This window comes from Parageobacillus thermantarcticus (assembly GCF_900111865.1).
In the GTDB taxonomy this organism is placed as follows: domain Bacteria; phylum Bacillota; class Bacilli; order Bacillales; family Anoxybacillaceae; genus Parageobacillus; species Parageobacillus thermantarcticus.
Genome location: NZ_FOJS01000023.1, coordinates 1 through 16,825 on the forward strand (window position 1 = coordinate 1; position 16,825 = coordinate 16,825).

At 44.7% G+C, this 16,825-nt stretch carries 13 protein-coding genes, 1 pseudogene and 1 riboswitch; of the genes and pseudogenes, 10 read left to right on the forward strand and 4 right to left on the reverse strand.

The window, feature by feature from the left end; all coding sequences use genetic code 11:
- Positions 1-373: 373 nt before the first annotated feature.
- The 9 genes and pseudogenes from BM278_RS11425 to BM278_RS11465 all read left to right on the forward strand — a co-directional run.
- The gene (locus tag BM278_RS11425; RefSeq protein WP_090949898.1) at positions 374-1,714 is read left to right on the forward strand and encodes a TrkH family potassium uptake protein; all 1,341 of its coding nucleotides are present in this window, start codon (positions 374-376) and stop codon (positions 1,712-1,714) included.
- Between the two features lie 154 nt (positions 1,715-1,868).
- Positions 1,869-2,016, forward strand: a riboswitch (cyclic di-AMP (ydaO/yuaA leader).
- Between the two features lie 124 nt (positions 2,017-2,140).
- Positions 2,141-3,976, forward strand: coding sequence for an APC family permease (locus tag BM278_RS11430; protein ID WP_090949828.1), 1,836 nt, complete (start codon positions 2,141-2,143; stop codon positions 3,974-3,976).
- Positions 3,977-4,202: 226 nt separating this feature from the next.
- A complete protein-coding gene (locus tag BM278_RS11435) occupies positions 4,203-5,165 on the forward strand; it encodes a sporulation protein (protein WP_090949830.1) in 963 nt (320 codons plus the stop codon).
- A gap of 256 nt (positions 5,166-5,421) precedes the next feature.
- Complete coding sequence (locus BM278_RS11440; RefSeq protein WP_090949831.1) at positions 5,422-6,492, forward strand: SEC-C domain-containing protein; 1,071 nt, start codon at positions 5,422-5,424, stop codon at positions 6,490-6,492.
- A 246-nt stretch (positions 6,493-6,738) separates the two neighbouring features.
- Positions 6,739-8,097 carry an ArsR family transcriptional regulator gene (locus BM278_RS11445; protein WP_244151151.1) on the forward strand — a complete coding sequence of 453 codons (1,359 nt, stop codon included), beginning with the start codon at positions 6,739-6,741 and terminating at the stop codon, positions 8,095-8,097.
- Between the two features lie 145 nt (positions 8,098-8,242).
- Entirely contained in the window at positions 8,243-9,472 is a 1,230-nt protein-coding gene (locus BM278_RS11450; RefSeq protein WP_090949833.1) for a Zn-dependent hydrolase, read from the forward strand.
- 23 nt (positions 9,473-9,495) lie between these two features.
- The gene (locus BM278_RS11455) at positions 9,496-10,680 is read left to right on the forward strand and encodes a M20 family metallopeptidase (protein ID WP_090949834.1); all 1,185 of its coding nucleotides are present in this window, start codon (positions 9,496-9,498) and stop codon (positions 10,678-10,680) included.
- A gap of 41 nt (positions 10,681-10,721) precedes the next feature.
- A complete protein-coding gene (locus BM278_RS11460; protein WP_090949836.1) occupies positions 10,722-10,922 on the forward strand; it encodes a DUF3311 domain-containing protein in 201 nt (66 codons plus the stop codon).
- Positions 10,919-11,776: pseudogene (locus BM278_RS11465) on the forward strand (sodium:solute symporter family protein); the annotation flags it as partial. The gene BM278_RS11460 and the pseudogene BM278_RS11465, both read left to right, overlap by 4 nt.
- A 67-nt stretch (positions 11,777-11,843) precedes the next feature.
- On the opposite strand, the gene BM278_RS11470 reads toward BM278_RS11465, so the two are convergent.
- From BM278_RS11470 to BM278_RS11485, 4 genes are all read right to left on the reverse strand, one after another.
- Positions 11,844-12,851, reverse strand: a complete 1,008-nt coding sequence (locus tag BM278_RS11470; RefSeq protein WP_090949838.1) for a C40 family peptidase — start codon at positions 12,849-12,851, stop codon at positions 11,844-11,846.
- 2 nt (positions 12,852-12,853) lie between these two features.
- The gene (locus BM278_RS11475) at positions 12,854-13,936 is read right to left on the reverse strand and encodes a dipeptide epimerase (RefSeq protein WP_090949840.1); all 1,083 of its coding nucleotides are present in this window, start codon (positions 13,934-13,936) and stop codon (positions 12,854-12,856) included.
- Between the two features lie 18 nt (positions 13,937-13,954).
- A complete protein-coding gene (locus tag BM278_RS11480) occupies positions 13,955-15,118 on the reverse strand; it encodes a DUF819 family protein (RefSeq protein ID WP_090949842.1) in 1,164 nt (387 codons plus the stop codon).
- 86 nt (positions 15,119-15,204) lie between these two features.
- The gene (locus BM278_RS11485; RefSeq protein WP_090949844.1) at positions 15,205-15,552 is read right to left on the reverse strand and encodes a DUF3870 domain-containing protein; all 348 of its coding nucleotides are present in this window, start codon (positions 15,550-15,552) and stop codon (positions 15,205-15,207) included.
- Between the two features lie 335 nt (positions 15,553-15,887).
- On the opposite strand from BM278_RS11485, the gene rbsK reads away from it, so the two are divergent.
- Positions 15,888-16,778: a ribokinase gene (gene rbsK / locus BM278_RS11490; protein WP_090949846.1), complete on the forward strand. Its 891-nt coding sequence runs from the start codon at positions 15,888-15,890 to the stop codon at positions 16,776-16,778.
- The last annotated feature ends 47 nt before the right edge of the window (positions 16,779-16,825 follow it).

Sequence of the window (16,825 nt, forward strand, 5' to 3'; positions counted from 1 at the left end):
CATGAACATCCAATCCTGCGCAGCGAGGATAGATGACATCCATGATGAAAATCCTCCTTTTCGATGATCGAGTGCGCAAACAGCGAATCCACGGGAGAAATGCGGCAGTTTTCCGTTCGTCGTCACCTTTCCTCCGCATCGGGAAAGGGCGGACAATGGGTGGTGCACCCAGTGGATTCGAACGCTTTTCTGTACAGGGTCCAAGCCACCATTAAGTATAACGTCCTATTGAGCTGTTTGCGCCTACTCTTCATTATGGGAAGAAAAGGGGGATTTTCATGCCCGGGTGGAGAGCAAAAATTGCTCATGGAACTTTTCTATGCTTGATGAAGAACTATGGAAAACGGAGAAAAAACGAGGAAGGGATGCCGAGATGGAAAAGGCGCGAAAACATTATTTGGACCCTCCGAAAGTGTTAGTGGCTGGATTTGCCGCGATTATTTTCGTCGGCGCAGCGCTGTTAATGCTTCCGATCGCGACAAACGACGGAAAAGGTCTTCCTTTTTTAGACGCGCTGTTTACGGCAACGTCAGCAACATGCGTAACGGGGCTCGTGGTTGTTGATACGGGAACGACGTTTACGCTGTTTGGACAGCTTGTCATTTTGACGCTTATTCAAGTTGGCGGACTTGGATTTATGACGTTTGCGACGCTTTTTGCGTTCCTGCTTGGAAAACGGATTTCCTTGAAAGAACGGTTATTGCTTCAAGAAGCGATGAATAATTTGTCGATAGAGGGAATTGTCCGTTTAGTAAAGCGAGTATTAATTTTTACTGTCGTGATTGAACTGATCGGCGGTTTATTATTAGCGATTCGTTTCTCGTTTGACATGCCGTTGTTAAAGGCGTTTTATTTTGGCATGTTTCATGCGATCTCCAATTTTAATAACGCAGGCTTTGATTTGATGGGAGATTTTCGCAGCCTAACAGGATATGTGGAAGATCCAGTAGTCACGCTTGTCGTATGCGCTCTTATTATTTTAGGCGGCATTGGTTTTATCGTCATGAATGAGGTGTATGAATATCGGCAGACGCGCCGCTTTTCTTTGCATACGAAAGTGGCTGTAGCAACAAGCGGTCTATTGTTATCGTTCAGCACGTTGCTTATTTTTTTGCTAGAACTTCACAACCCGAAGACGCTTGAACCATTGTCGCCGCTTGGCAAGTTTTTGGCATCTTTTTATCAGGCGGTCACACCGAGAACGGCTGGATCGAACACGTTGAATATTCCTGATTTGACGCAGCCGACATTGTTTTTGATTATATTTCTCATGTTTGTTGGCGCCTCCCCCGGTTCGACTGGCGGCGGCATCAAGACGACCACTTTTGCGACATTATTGGGAGCGGTTTGGTCGCAAATAAGGGGAAAAGAGGATGTCGTCTTTTTTAAAAAACGGATTATGTATGATACAATTTATAAATCGTTGACCGTAACGATTAGCGGATTGTTCATCGTCATATTTGTGACGATGTTGCTCACAATTACGGAACAGGGAAAAGATTTTTTAATGATTTTGTTTGAAGCGACATCGGCATTTGCCACGGTAGGATTATCGATGGGGTTGACGCCGGAGTTGTCTCCGCTTGGAAAAGTGATCATTATATGCACGATGTTTGCTGGAAGAGTCGGTCCATTAACGATCGCTTACGCTGTAACATTGCATCGCAAGCCGGATCCGTTCCGTTATCCGGAAGGGAAAATTATGATTGGCTAAACGGAAAGCGGAAAATAAGCAAAAACGTGAGAAAAAAAGAAAAAGAAAGAATAAAAAGCAGTAAAATAAGCAAAATTCCCTTGAATCCCTTCTTATTGCTCCTTTACAGGGAAGAAAAAGAAGAGTAACATAGCAGCTATGGTTGAACAATCATATAGAAAAATCGCTGAATCCTTAATGGAGCGGGGGAACCAATGTTCGTAACGTACACGTACGTTACTTGGGGTGAATCCGATGAGGAAGGGCTATCTCTCCATGCCCTAACCCGACAGCTAACCTCGCAAGCGTTTTGGGGGGATGTAAAGTAAAGGAAAACGTTTGTCTAATGTAGCCGTTGAGTACATCCTCAACGGTTTTTTCTTTTTGTAATGATCATGGATGAACAAGGAAAACTAATTAGTGATGACATAAGAGGGGGTAGAGCGGATGGCTTCTTTGAAGCGCTTGCTCATTGGTTCGCCAATGGAAACAAAACGGCTAAAACACGAAAAGCTGCCAAAATGGAAGGCATTAGCCGTGTTTTCATCCGATGCGCTTTCATCGGTTGCGTACGCGACGGAAGAGATTTTATTAGTATTAATGTTGTTAGGAACGAGCGTGTTTTTTTATTCACTGCCGATTGCGGTTGCCATTTTAGTGTTGTTGCTGCTTGTTACGTTGTCTTATCGGCAAATTATTTACGCTTTTCCGTCTGGCGGCGGGGCGTATGTGGTCGCGAGAGAGCATTTGAACCCGACAGTTAGCCTTGTTGCCGGCGCGGCATTAATGATTGACTACGTTCTTACCGTGGCGGTCAGCATTAGCTCTGGCGTAGCGGCATTGACCTCCGCTTTTCCGGGATTGCTGCCGTGGAAGGTAGAAATCGCGGTTGCGCTTGTATTGCTACTCATGATTTTAAACTTGCGTGGAATTACCGAATCGGCAACGGTGTTTGCCTATCCAACGTACTTGTTTATTATTTCGGTATTGACGCTGATTGTGGTGGGCGGTTGGCAGTTATGGCATGAAGGATGGCATGGATTTAATTACAGAGAACATGCTTCTGCGGCACATTTTTTTGCCTCAGGGTATAGCATGTTTATTTTATTGAGGGCGTTTGCGTCCGGATGTTCGGCGATGACAGGAGTGGAAGCGATTAGCAACGGAGTTCCGGCATTCAAGCCGGACAGTTCGAAAAACGCGGCGATTACGATGGGATGGATGTCTCTTTTATTAGGCACGATGTTTTTAGGAATTACCGTTTTGGCAGCGGGATTCGGCGTGACGCCATTGGAGCATAAGACGGTCATTTCGCAAATTGGCCATCATGTGTTCGGAAATAGCATCTTCTTTTACCTGTTCCAAATGATTACGATGTTCATTTTAGTATTGGCCGCAAATACGAGTTTTGCCGGGTTTCCGCAGCTCGTTTCCATTATCGCCAATGACCGATTTTTGCCAAGAAGCTTATCGGCGCGCGGCGACCGTCTTGTATTTTCCAACGGGATCATTCTTTTAAGCATATTGGCGATCGTGCTGATCGTCGCATTTCATGGTGAAACGCATTCCCTTATCCCGCTGTATGCGGTAGGCGTGTTTCTTTCGTTTACGATCGGGCAAAGCGGATTGTTAAAGAAAATATGGAAAGAGAAAGAAAAGCGAAATATAACGACGTTAGTGACCGTCATGGCGGGAACGATTGTGACGGGGCTAGTCACGATGATTACGGTCGTTGCAAAATTTACGCAAGGCGCATGGCTAGTCATTGTTGCCATTCCATTGTTAGTATGGATGTTTTACCGCATTCACGATCATTATGAAAAATTAGGGGAGCAGCTGAAACTGGACGAGCAGGAGTGGACGCGGCGTAAAAAAATGTTAAAGCCGAAAGTGATTATTCCGATTTCCGGGGTAAGTAAAGTAGTCGCGCAATCGGTGCAGTACGCGCGCAGTATTTCTAACGATATTACGGCAATCTCTGTCATTTTCTACGAGGAGGAGGAACAAAAGTTAAGGGAAAAATGGGAAAAATTTTATCCTGATATTCCATTGCATGTGATTTATTCTCCTTATCGCACCATTCTTTCGCCAATATTAGACTATATTAACGAGATGGAAAAACAAGCAAACGGTTCGCCGATTACAATCTTAATGCCGCAGTTCATCGTAAAAAAATGGTGGCATGCGCTCTTGCATAACCAAACGGCGATTATTTTGCGCTTTTTCTTGATTATGAAAAAGGATATTGTTATCGCGACGTTACCGTATCATTTGAAAGAATAATGTGTCGATGAAAGGGGAAATATTTCCCCGGAAATCGATGCATGTCGAATGGAAAGAGCGGCTTCCATCCCCGAAACGATTTTGCTTTTTTCTTGGCATCGCAGAAATCTTTTTTTAGAATATCTTTAAAGGTACTGTTAAAGTCCAGTATAATGAATCTTTTTTGTTGGTTGGTTCGTAACCTATTGTTGAAATAAACATTATTGTCTAAGGAGAGATCGGTGCGATGTTGAAAAAGCTTTTGTCCAAGCTTGGGGTCGGAGCTGCGAAAGTGGACCTTGTGCTTCATCATCCTCACGTACGCCTTGGAGAGAAATTGGAAGGCGAGTTTTTCATTGAAGGAGGAACGGTGGAACAGCACATTCGCAAATTAGAGGTGGAATTGCAGCTCATCGTGCACGCGGATGGCAAAGCATATCGGCGAACGGCTGCCGTCATTCCGGTTTCTTCTTCATTTACGATTCAGCCGGGAGAAAGAAAAGCATTGCCGTTTTCGTATGTGCTTCCGCTCCATTTACCAATTACTCGTCCTCACGTACGTTACGCATTTGTCACACGTTTAGATATTGCGGACGGAGTCGATGCTTTTGACCAAGACGCGATCGATATTCTTCCTCCGCTGTCGCTGGAAAAACTGTTTCACGCACTAGAAAATATTGGATTTCGCGAAAAACCTTCTTCAGGGAAAATAACTCCATATGGCCAAGAATTTGCGTTTTTCCCGACGGGAGCATGGATGGGAATGATTGAAGAAGTAGAATTTTCTGCGTTAATTGAAGAAAATGGAGTTCGGTTGTATCTCGAAGTGGATGTACGAAGCGGTTTTGGCGGCTTCCATGAAACTGAACGGAAGCGGGAAATATTCTTGAGCAATGAGGAAATAGATGATGTCGAAGAAACGGCGGGGAAATTGCGCACGGTGATAGAAGAAATGATCCAACAGCCTCACTCTTACATTGGTACATCGTATGTTCCATTTTCTTCTTATCCTCCGCAGCACGTATCCCATCATCATGGCGGACACGGCATGATGGGAGCAATCGGAGGGTTTGCGGCAGGAATGCTTGCAGGCATGGCGGCGGAGGAATTGCTCGAGGATGTCGTTGAGGACGCATTGGATCATGACATGGAAGATGTGATGGACGATATAGGCGATTGGTTCGATGGCGGGGATGATGATATTTTATAAACAGGTTGTTTGGCCACATACGAAATATCTATTAGGTTTCCTCTTATTGTTCGATGAGTATATATGGTACACAGAAGGGTGTCCCCTAACTTTTGGGACACCCTCTTTTTTGTTAACTATTTTACCTTAAAACATTTACTTTAAGTCGCAATTTCTATCTAAATGATTAGAAATAGAAGAAAGTTTTTATTTTTACGGATGCGGTTTGCCGCCTTTTTGATAGAATAAAAGCATAGAAAAAAAGGAGTGATATAGAATGAAACGAGAAAGAAGCGCCCTGTGTTCTTGTGGAAGCGGGAAAAAATATAAAGATTGCTGTGGAAAAGATAACATTGTTTCGCTTCAGGCGGTGATGGACGAACAATTAACAGAATGTATGCATGATCTATTATGGTATGCGACTGGGGAATACGCAAATGAATTGTTGAATGCAGTCGGCGACCCAAAACAGTGGGAGAGACATGGGGAAATTGGTGAGGCGATTAACTTTTTTATGATAAATTGGGCGATTTTCTGCGTTCCGGTGACGCCGAAAGGGGAAACGATTATAGAACGATATGTGAAGCGAAGAAGCTCATTGTGGCGGCCTTCCGTTCGTTCCATTCTTTCGTCGTGGATCGGCGCGGTTCCGTCTTTTGATATAGTGGCAGAGGTTCAAGAAGAGCGGAAATTCATCGTTCAAGATGTGTTGACATCGGAAAGGCGAGCCGTGCGCATTTTTGACAGTGAACCGTCGCCGCATGTGAAAAAAGGCGATGTACTGATGGGAATTATCGTGCCGGCAGGGGAAGCATACACGTACTTTACGACGTTTTTTTCGTTTCCTAATATAAGCGCCCGTGAAATTGTCGATTCGCTAAAGGAAGTGTGGAAAGAGCACGGGATGACGGATGCGCGGGAGTTTTTGCGGACGTCCTTTCCAAGCGCATGGATGGCGGTAGTTCGGTCAATCATATCGTTCGTCGATCCGTTCGAATGGGAACACCCAAATTACGCAGCGGTCGTTCAAGAATTGGAAAAGAAAATGCCGCACGGCGCGGAATTGGATATCGCGAAAATGATTTGGCGCGAATATTGTGACACGCATCAGCCTGTTATTCGCAGTGTTCCTTTGCACGCGGCTGCTTTGCATTATATCGTTTGCCGGGTTTTGCGCGGGGAGGTGGTGACGCAAACGAATTTGGCGCGTCTTTACGGCGTTTCGGCAAGCAGCATTTCCAAAAAAGTGAACGATATGATGGATCATATAATGCATCATTTCCTTATAGAAATGGAAAATGGGAAAGATTTTGATGAAAAATGGGATGATGATTTCGATGGGAAATGACATGTGGCGTTTTCGGATGAAGATGAGTTGGATCCTGTGAGCGAACTAGTAGAGGCGATGTTCGATAAACTTGTAAAAACTAGGTATATATTTGGAAAAGAACGGAATCAACAAGAGTTAGATCATCTCGTCGATGAAGTGGTGCGTGAGTTTTTTGAAGTCGAGGAAAACAAAACATACGATCGTCAAGAAATCGCGCCATCGCTGAAAAAATTATTGCTGATTTGCTCGATTGAATATTTTCATATGCCGTCGCTGCGCTGGCAGCAAAAAAGTTTTGCGGCCTTGAAAAAGGAGGGACGAGCGATTCGCATACGGCTAGGAATATTAGGGGCAGACGACTCGTTAGCCATTATTCAAAATGTTGTAAATGAATATAAAGAGTTGCATTGCATGCCTATTGTATATTGGGACGAAGAGGAAATCATCGATTTAATTCATCCGTATATGCATCAAGTGGATATGTGGCTTTTTTCAGGACAAGTTCCTTATTCCATAGTGAAAGAATGGGGAGAAATCGATTGTCCAATGTTTTATGTTCCACACACGGGAGCAAGTTTGTACCGGACGATGTTGCATATTTATTATAAGCAGCAAATTCCTATTGAGCAATTAAGTTTTGATACGTATCATCCGTCGGAAATCGAGCGGCTGCTGGATGAGGTGGGGATTTGCGAACAAGTTCCGTATGTGAAACATTACCAAGGCGGAATTTCCGCGACAGCGCTTGCACAGTATCATTATGAGTTATGGAAGCAAGGATTAACGAAAGCGGCGGTGACATGTTTGCGGACGGCGCATCTTGAATTAGAGAAACTCGGCGTCCCGGTGTATCGGGTGCTGCCTGCCCGTTCTGCGGTGGAGTCGATTGTTCAAATGATTATTCGCACGGGTGAAATGCTGCGTTTTCAAGACGCGCAAATCGCCGTCCAGATGATTGAAGTTGATTCATTATTTGCGATATCAAATGAAACGTTTTCGACAGATGAAATATATAAAATGGAAATGAAGGTAACGGAAAAGTTGCTGAAATACGCAAAAAAAATACAAGGGTCATTGAAAATCGCTGGTCCCGGTCGGTATGTTATTTTTACGACAAGAGGAGCATTAAAGGACATTACCGATCATTATAAAATAATTCCGACGATCAAAGAATTGGAAGATATGGATCGCGAAATTGTCGCATGTGGAATTGGGATGGGAAGAACGGCTTATGAGGCCGAAATCTACGCTGGAAAAGCGTTTCTTCATGCGAAGAAATACGGAAGAGGAACGTGGATGGTCGTATTTGATGATGATACGATTGTCGGACCATTAGGCCGTTCAGAACAAATACGTTATTCGTTTGATTGTGCGGAATTGCAAGCGATCAGCCAAAAGACGAATTTGAGCGTCGCGACGTTAAGCAAAATAAGCGCCATATTGCGAAAGCTTGGAAAAAACGAGATTAATGCTTATGAACTAGCAACGTATATGCAAATTTTGCCGAGAAGCGCAAGGCGAATCCTTCATGAATTGGAAACAAAGGGATTAGCGGAGGTAGTCGGTGAAACGAATTCATATCCGCGTGGCCGTCCAAGAAAAGTATATCGCATTTTTTTATGATGAAGATAGCGGGCAAACACCATTGTCCGCTATATTTTTTGTATTTTTTTATAAATACAATTATTTAAAAAATTAAATAATTATATTATAATTAAGGTCATAACCGAAATTCATCCGTAAATCATATGAGGAAAGGAGGAACGAAATGATTAATGAAGATCGGCTTTGGAACCGCTTGTTAGAATTAGGAAACATCGGGAAGCAGCCTTCCGGAGGGATTACCCGCTTATCGTTTACAAAGGAAGAACGCGCTGCAAAGGAAAAAGTCGCTTCTTACATGAAAGAAGCAGGGCTTGCTGTATATGAAGATGCCGTCGGCAATTTAATTGGACGCAAAGAAGGAAAAGAAAAAGACGCACCTGTCGTGCTCGTCGGGTCGCACATTGACTCGGTTTACAACGGGGGAATGTTTGACGGCCCGCTCGGGGTACTTGCCGCTGTGGAAGTATTGCAGACAATGAATGAACTTGGGGTGGAAACAACGCACCCGATTGAAGTCGTTGCCTTTACCGATGAAGAAGGAGCGCGCTTTAGTTACGGGATGCTCGGCAGCCGCGGGATGGCGGGAACATTGTCGGAGGAAGAACTTGTTCATCAAGACAAACACGGAGTTTCGATTGCGGACGCGATGAAAGAAGCGGGGCTTAACCCTAGCGAAATCGCCAAGGCGGCGCGGCGCAAAGGATCGGTGAAAGCATATGTCGAGTTGCATATTGAACAAGGTCGCGTGCTCGAAGAAGCGAATCTTCCCGTCGGAATTGTCACAGGGATCGCCGGGCTCGTATGGGCGAAATTTACGATCGAAGGAAAAGCGGAACACGCCGGGGCGACGCCAATGCCAATTCGCCGCGATCCGCTTGTTGCCGCGGCGCAGATCATTCAAGTGATCGAGCAAGAAGCGAAAAAAACGGGAACGACCGTTGGCACTGTTGGACAAATGCAGGTGTTTCCAGGAGGAATTAACGTCATTCCGGAGCGGGTCGAGTTTTCCTTAGATTTGCGGGATTTGGACGCGGCGGTGCGCGATAACGTATTGCAGTCGATTATCGAACGAGCGCAACAAATTGGCAACGAGCGAAACGTGAAAGTTACTGTCGAGCTATTGCAGGAGATGCCTCCAGTATTATGCTCTGAACTTGTGCAAAACGCGGCCAAAGAGGCATGCCAGAAGCTTGGGTTTGATGTTTTCACACTTCCGAGCGGCGCTTCCCATGACGGAGTGCAGCTTGCCGGGCTTTGCCCGATTGGGATGATTTTTGTTCGCTCGAAAGATGGAGTCAGCCATAGCCCAGAGGAATGGAGTTCGAAGGAGGACTGCGCGGCCGGAGCGAATGTTTTGTATCATACGGTGCTATGTTTGGCGACGAAAGAATAAACGACAAAAAGGGGGAAGAACGCATGACAAACGAAGAAATTAAACGGCTTGTCAATGAAGTGAAAGAGGAAGTGATTGCATGGCGCCGCCATTTGCATGCGAATCCAGAGTTATCCTTTCAAGAAGAAAAAACGGCGCAGTTTGTTTATGATACGTTGCAATCGTTTGGGAACCTGGAACTTTCGCGGCCGACTAAAACAAGCGTGATGGCGCGGCTGATCGGGAATCAGCCGGGGAGAGTGGTGGCGATTCGCGCCGATATGGACGCGCTTCCGATTCAAGAGGAAAACACGTTTGCATTTGCTTCGAAAAATCCGGGCGTAATGCATGCGTGCGGGCATGACGGGCATACGGCGATGCTTTTAGGAACGGCGAAAATTCTTTCTAAATTGCGCGATCAAATCAAAGGGGAAGTCCGTTTTCTTTTCCAGCACGCCGAAGAATTGTTCCCAGGCGGAGCGGAAGAAATGGTGCAAGCCGGCGTGATGGATGGCGTCGATGTCGTCATTGGCACTCATCTTTGGTCACCGTTGGAAGTTGGCAAGATTGGGATTGTGTACGGCCCGATGATGGCAGCCCCAGACCGCTTTTTCATTCGGATTCATGGAAAAGGCGGGCATGCCGCTTTGCCGCATCAAACGATTGATGCGATTGCGATCGGCGCCCAAGTGGTAACTAATTTGCAGTATATCGTATCACGCAACACGGACCCTCTTGAGCCGCTCGTTGTTTCGGTGACGCAATTCGTTGCGGGGACGACGCATAACATTATCCCCGGAAGCGTGGAAATTCAAGGAACAGTGCGCAGTTTTGATGAAACATTAAGGAAAAACGTGCCGAAATTAATGGAACGGATTGTTAAAGGCATTACCGAAGCGCACGGTGCGACGTATGAATTTGCATTTGAATACGGTTATCGACCGGTCATTAACAATGACGAGGTTACTCGCGTGATTGAGGAAACGGTGCGCGAAGTGTTTGGCAAAGAAGCGGTTGATCATATGAAGCCAAATATGGGTGGTGAAGATTTTTCCGCTTTCATGCAAAAAGCGCCGGGAAGCTTCTTTTATGTTGGCGCTGGCAATAAAGAAAAAGGCATCATCTATCCGCATCACCATCCGCGTTTTACGATCGATGAAGACGCATTGGAAATCGGCGTGCGCCTGTTTGTCCATGCGGCATTAAAATTATTGGCGGGAGCGTCATAACAGCTTCCGCTTCCTAATTATTCTACGGGGAGGAAACAAAGATGAAAGGAATTCGCTGGCTGATGGTGCTGCCGTTTCTTGGCATACTCGGCGGCATCCCGTTTGCCAATAAAGTGACTCCATATGTGCTTGGCATGCCGTTTATTCTCTTTTGGCTTGTTGCTTGGGTGATCATTACTTCCATCATCATGGCGGTTGTCTACCGCTTTGATCCGGACGTGCGGGAGGAGGAGCGTACATGAATGCGGCGCTGGTGATTATTTTCGCTTTCCTTTTGCTTTCCCTCTACTTAGGGGTGCAAGCGCGCAAAGGAAAAGATATGAACTTGGAACAGTGGACGGTCGGCGGACGCGGGTTTGGCACGATCTTTGTCTTTCTTCTTATGGCCGGCGAAATTTATACGACATTTACCTTTTTGGGAGGAAGCGGCTGGGCCTACGGTAAAGGCGGGCCGACGTTTTACATCATAGCGTACGGCTGCTTGGCATATGTACTATCATATTGGATGCTTCCGAAAGTATGGAAATATGCGAAGGAACATGAACTGATGTCCCAGTCCGATTTTTTTGTCAGCAAATACAACAGCCCGCTGTTAGGTGTGCTCGTTTCTTTAGTTGGTGTAGTTGCGTTGATTCCGTATTTGGTGCTGCAGCTAAAAGGATTAGGAATTATCGTTTCCCAAGCTTCGTATGGCACGATTTCGCCAGCAGCGGCGATTTGGATCGGCGTTCTTGCCGTTACAGTGTATGTGACGATTTCGGGAATTCATGGCTCGGCATGGACGGCGGTTGTCAAAGATGCGATGATTCTTGTTGTCGCTGTATTTCTAGGCATTTATCTTCCATTCCATTATTACGGCGGGATTCAGCCGATGTTTGAAGCGATTGAAAAAGCCAAACCAGGCTTTCTCGCCTTGCCGGACAAAGGCATGAGCGTGTCTTGGTTTATTTCGACCGTACTGTTGACAGTGCTTGGCTTTTATATGTGGCCGCATACGTTCGGTTCGATTTATTCGGCGAAAAGCGCCAATGTTTTTCGGAAAAATGCGATAATTTTACCAATTTATCAATTGGTGCTGCTGTTTGTCTTTTTGCTTCAAACAGGAGAAAGAAGAAAAGGAGACATGAGCCGAAACATTCATGTCTCCTTTTTAAGTTTTTCTATTATTTGTGGATATATCTTCTTGCGCCGGCGAACTCTTCGCCATAGCCTGGGGCGCGGTAATCATCAATGCGTACGGTTGTACTCGAGTTTGGCGAGTGGATCATTTTGCCGTTGCCGATATACATGCCGACGTGGTGGACTCTTCCTTTTCCGTTATTATACGCAAAGAAAAGAAGATCGCCCAGTTGCAACTCGCTTTCTGGGACAGGTGTACCGAATTGGGCCTGTACGGACGAATCGCGGGGAATGGTGATACCGTGCGCTTTATAAATCGTATGGGTAAACCCGGAGCAGTCAAATCCAAACCCAGATGTTCCTGCCCATAAATAAGGTAAGCCTAAAAACTGTTTTGCAGTCTTTACTAAATCTTCTCCAGTTGGTGCCGGAATGTCTGCTTCCGTCCGGAAAATTTGGACATCCTCTTTTTTCAGCCATTTGGCGCCATCGCTCGGCGTCATTACTTTGACTGCGTTTTTGGTTGAGTGAATCACAGGAAGGCGAGTGTTAAAGCTGATTTCCATAAATTTATGGCTTCCTTTCGGGTCTTTGTAAAGCCATGCAGTTGGTGAAGTGACTTGGGCAAATGGGTTCGATTGAAATTGTGCAAATGCGTTTCCTTTAGTCAGTTGGCGAATCGGCATCCAGCCGGGATATCCAAGCGGATGGCGAGGAGTCGGCTGGCCATGTACGACGACTTTCGCCCAATCTCCCCGTTTTTCTAGTATCGTGACTTTCATGCCGTATAACGCTTGTGTTTCGAGATTTCCTACTAACCATAGTTTTTCTTCGTACGCCATGCTTTTTGTCCACTCCCACATATCAACCGGGTTGGATAGCGATGGGCTGTCAATGTCTCTTGCAATGTTCGGCTTTGTCCAAAGCGTTGCGACAGAGACGTCAACATAAGCCGTTTCATCATTGCTCGTTTTGGCATTTACAGGTGAAAGAAAGAAGAACATCATACAGAAGCAAAGGAATGCGGTGAAGCACCTTTTCCATTTTTTCATGGCTAATCTCCTTTCTTAGTCATATAAGGAACATAACCAATCCCCGGCAAGTCAGGAACGTTAATTTCGCTTCCTTGAAAGAACGAATGGCTACTGTCATCGTCTATCCATAAAGGCGCGTCTAAATCGATTTTTGTAATGTTCGGATGGGCGATTGCTAAGTGGGCTGCTGCTAATACAGAAAGAGTTGGTTCCATCATGCTTCCGATCATGCATTCGATGCCGGCCGCCTCCGCTAGACTAGCAATCTTGTATGCTTCCTGTAATCCACCTGTTTTCATCAGCTTAATATTGATCAAATCGACCGCGTGATGACGGATCAGTTCTAGTGCATCTCGAGCCGAGAATACACTTTCGTCCGCCATAATTGGTATGTTGACTCGTTCCCGGATAAACTGGAGGCCTTTTATGTCATGTTTAGAAACGGGCTGTTCAATAAATTCAATTGGAAGATGAAGTTGCTCTAGCGAATGAATGATTTTTACCGCATCTTTCGCCGTCCAGCCTTGATTAGCATCAATGCGAAGCGAAACGTTTGGCCCTACTTCTTCATAAATTCGTTCGATTCGTTCGATATCTTTTTTGGCTTCTTTTCCTACTTTGATTTTTAAAATCGAAAAACCTTTCTCTGTGACTTTTTTTGCGTCATTGACCATTTCTTCTACATTATTTACGCTAATGGTCATATCGTTGACATGATGGTTCGTCTTTCCTCCGAATAATTGATAAAGCGGAATGTTTAGCAGTTTGCAAAGCGCATCGTACATGGCCATTTCTAATGCCGCTTTTGCGCTAGTATTTCCGACGCAGCTTGTTTGAACATCTTTATTGTTTTTTGCGATTTCTTCAATTTCTCTGCCGATGATTTTAGGGATGAGTATATTTTCTAAAATACCTACAATTCCTTGTTTTGTTTCTCCTGTAATGGCTTCGGTTGGAACGGCGGCCCCATACCCTTTAGTTCCGTTGTCCAGCGTAATTTTTACGACGATGCTTTCCATTTGTGTAGCTGTCCGCAATGCTGTTTTAAAAGGTTTTATCAATGGGGTAGATTGCACGGCGATGGTTGCGTCTTTTATTTTCATGAATAAACATCCTTTCCGTTACAGTGATGATAAAATATGAGCGGTGAGCAGTCCGTAATAGGTTCCAAGGAGATTACCTAGCAAAGCTGTCAATATGCCGACAGGAATGAGTGACTGATGATATGCGCCCGCAAGAATTGGAGTCGAAGCCACTCCGCCGATATTTGCTAAAGAGGTTACCCCCATTGTAAATAGATCAAGTTTGCATACTTTTGCGATCATTAGCATTAATAATGCGTGAATCAAAAGGATAAGGAATCCCGAGACGATATAAATTGGAGCTTGGAACAATTGAGAAAAGTCTGCTTTCGATGCGATTAACGCGATGATCACATAAAGCATGACTTTCGATACGTCGTTGGAGCCAGGAATTTTCGCTGTCCTTGTCATCGCCAATAGTAAACCGATGACAGATGCGAATACAATCGTCCACGTCGATCCATTAAATACGGCTCCCACCTCAGGCAAAGCGTTTCCGATTTTCGTGCAAATCGTCGATAAAAGAATGCTGAATCCAAGCAAGACGATTAGTTCGGTAAATCCCATTTTTCCTTGATGATTTTCGGTTGTTGTTGCCACTTCGTCTGCAGCAACCGGGACTTCTATTGCTTTTGCTTTTGTCCAGCGATTGAATCGGTCAGCAAACGGCACAAGCCAAAACATAAACATAACCCAAATAGAATAGTTGACGGTGTCCATGATCAAAGCGTAGCCGAAAATGTTTTCCGGAACATCTAAAATTTTTTGTAGAATAACCATATTTGCCGACCCACCTGTCCAGCTGGAACTGAGCGCAGCAAAAGCCTTCCACGTATCTTTAGCGTAGAATTCTTTAAGTAACAGATACGTGACGGTAAACCCGATAATAATGGTGAAAGATGCGGCAAAAAAAGTGAGAAGAATTTTTGGCCCCATTTTGATGATCTTTCGCAAATCGCAATGCAGAAGCATGAGAATGAGCATAGCAGGAAGCAATACATTTCTAACGGTATTGTACGTATTGTCGATTGAATCCGTTTTCCCGAAAACTCCAAATGTTTGCATCAGTGCGCCGCCGACATAAATAAAAATAATGCCAGGGACGACTTTAAAAAGCTTGGATTTAGACTTTTGCTCCGCAAAAGCAATGAGCGCAACGTAAGCCAGCAAAATACTTAAATAAACAACACCGTCTTGAATCATTGTTTCTCCTCCTTATCTAATAGGAAATGTAAAAAATATAAAAAACCCAGCAAATAGAGAGAAACAATCGCTCTATTCGCTGGGTTTCATCTGCGTGATGATGGTACAGATGAAGCAGCTGACGAAACGATATTTTGATATTTTAAGCTGGCGTTTTTAAAAGCGACGATTAGCGCTTTTTGCGAAGAGCCAAAATAACGAGTTTGAATTTCTTTTGTTACCGCGTCAATATCTAATATTGATCGACCGACAAGTAAACTTTTGATAAACGACTTTGTCAGTTCAATTGTCGCTGAACAATCTGCATCAACGATCATACCGTTTTCTTTATTGACCACTAATCCGATGAAAAATGCTTTATATTGCTGGGTAATAGGATTGTTGGAAGGCGCTTTCGCGTCTCCGATGATATATACAGTATTATTCTCAAACATGCCAATCCTCCAACCAAATACAGCTATTGCGAGGGGCATTTATGATGGATTCATAAATGTTGCTCGCAATATGTATTTGCCTTTAAATTAATTTTACAAAAAAGTTAGAAAATAGTCAACATTTTCGGAATTTTTTTCTTTTTCTATAAAGGTGATATGGTTATAACGGATGAGGATGTATGATACATAATTTTGATTTTTTATTATAGGAAAATATATCGCTTTATGGTATTTTTTACATAAAAACAAGAAAGCAGGACGCAAAAATAAAAAACGACTGCTTGCAGGAAAATTTTTAGGTGCATGAAATTGATCTATCAGAGGAGGGATAGCCAATGACGAAAAAACCAGTCATCACCGTGATCGGCAGCATCAACATGGATTTAGTGACAATCGCTTCCCGCTTTCCATCACAAGGAGAGACGATTTTAGGAGAGGCGTTTCATCTCGTTCCTGGCGGGAAAGGAGCTAACCAAGCGGTGGCGGCCGCGCGACTTGGCGCGGAAGTGCATATAATTGGGGCGGTTGGAACGGATGCGTTTGGAACAGAGCTTCTTCGCTCATTGGAGCGGGAAGGTGTTCATATCGATAATGTGAAACAGGTTACACATAGAGGTACTGGCATCGCTTCGATTACGATTTCGGAACAAGATAACAGAATTATCGTTGTGCCGGGAGCGAATCATGCGCTTCGCCCAGATGATGTGGAGCAATGCGAAAAAATCATCGCCAGCAGCAACGTATGTGTACTTCAACTGGAAATTCCGCTTTCCGTCGTTGAACGGGCGGTATTTTTAGCGAAAAAGCATGGCGTGCGCGTCATTTTAAATCCGGCGCCAGCGCATCCGTTGCCACAAAAACTCATCGAGCAGGTCGATTTTCTTACACCAAACGAACATGAGCGGGAGATTCTTTTTCAACAAGTGGATGCGAACGCGTTTGCCGATAAAGTGATCGTGACAGAGGGAGCACGCGGCGTGACGATTCGGAAAGGTGGAAAACAGATGCTTATACCTAGCTTTCGCGTTCCGGTCGTGGATACGACAGGAGCGGGAGATACATTCAACGGTGCGTTGGCGGTCGCGTTAAGCAAAGGAATGAGTTTGGAAGATGCATGTCGCTTTGCCAACGCCGCGGCCGCGCTGTCGGTGACGAAGCTAGGCGCGCAAGGTGGAATGCCGACGGAAGGAGAGGTAGAACGGTTTTTAAAAGAAAATGAAAAATAATTCGTGTACAATATTAAATATGTGGTAGTTTCATAAATAAAAAAGTT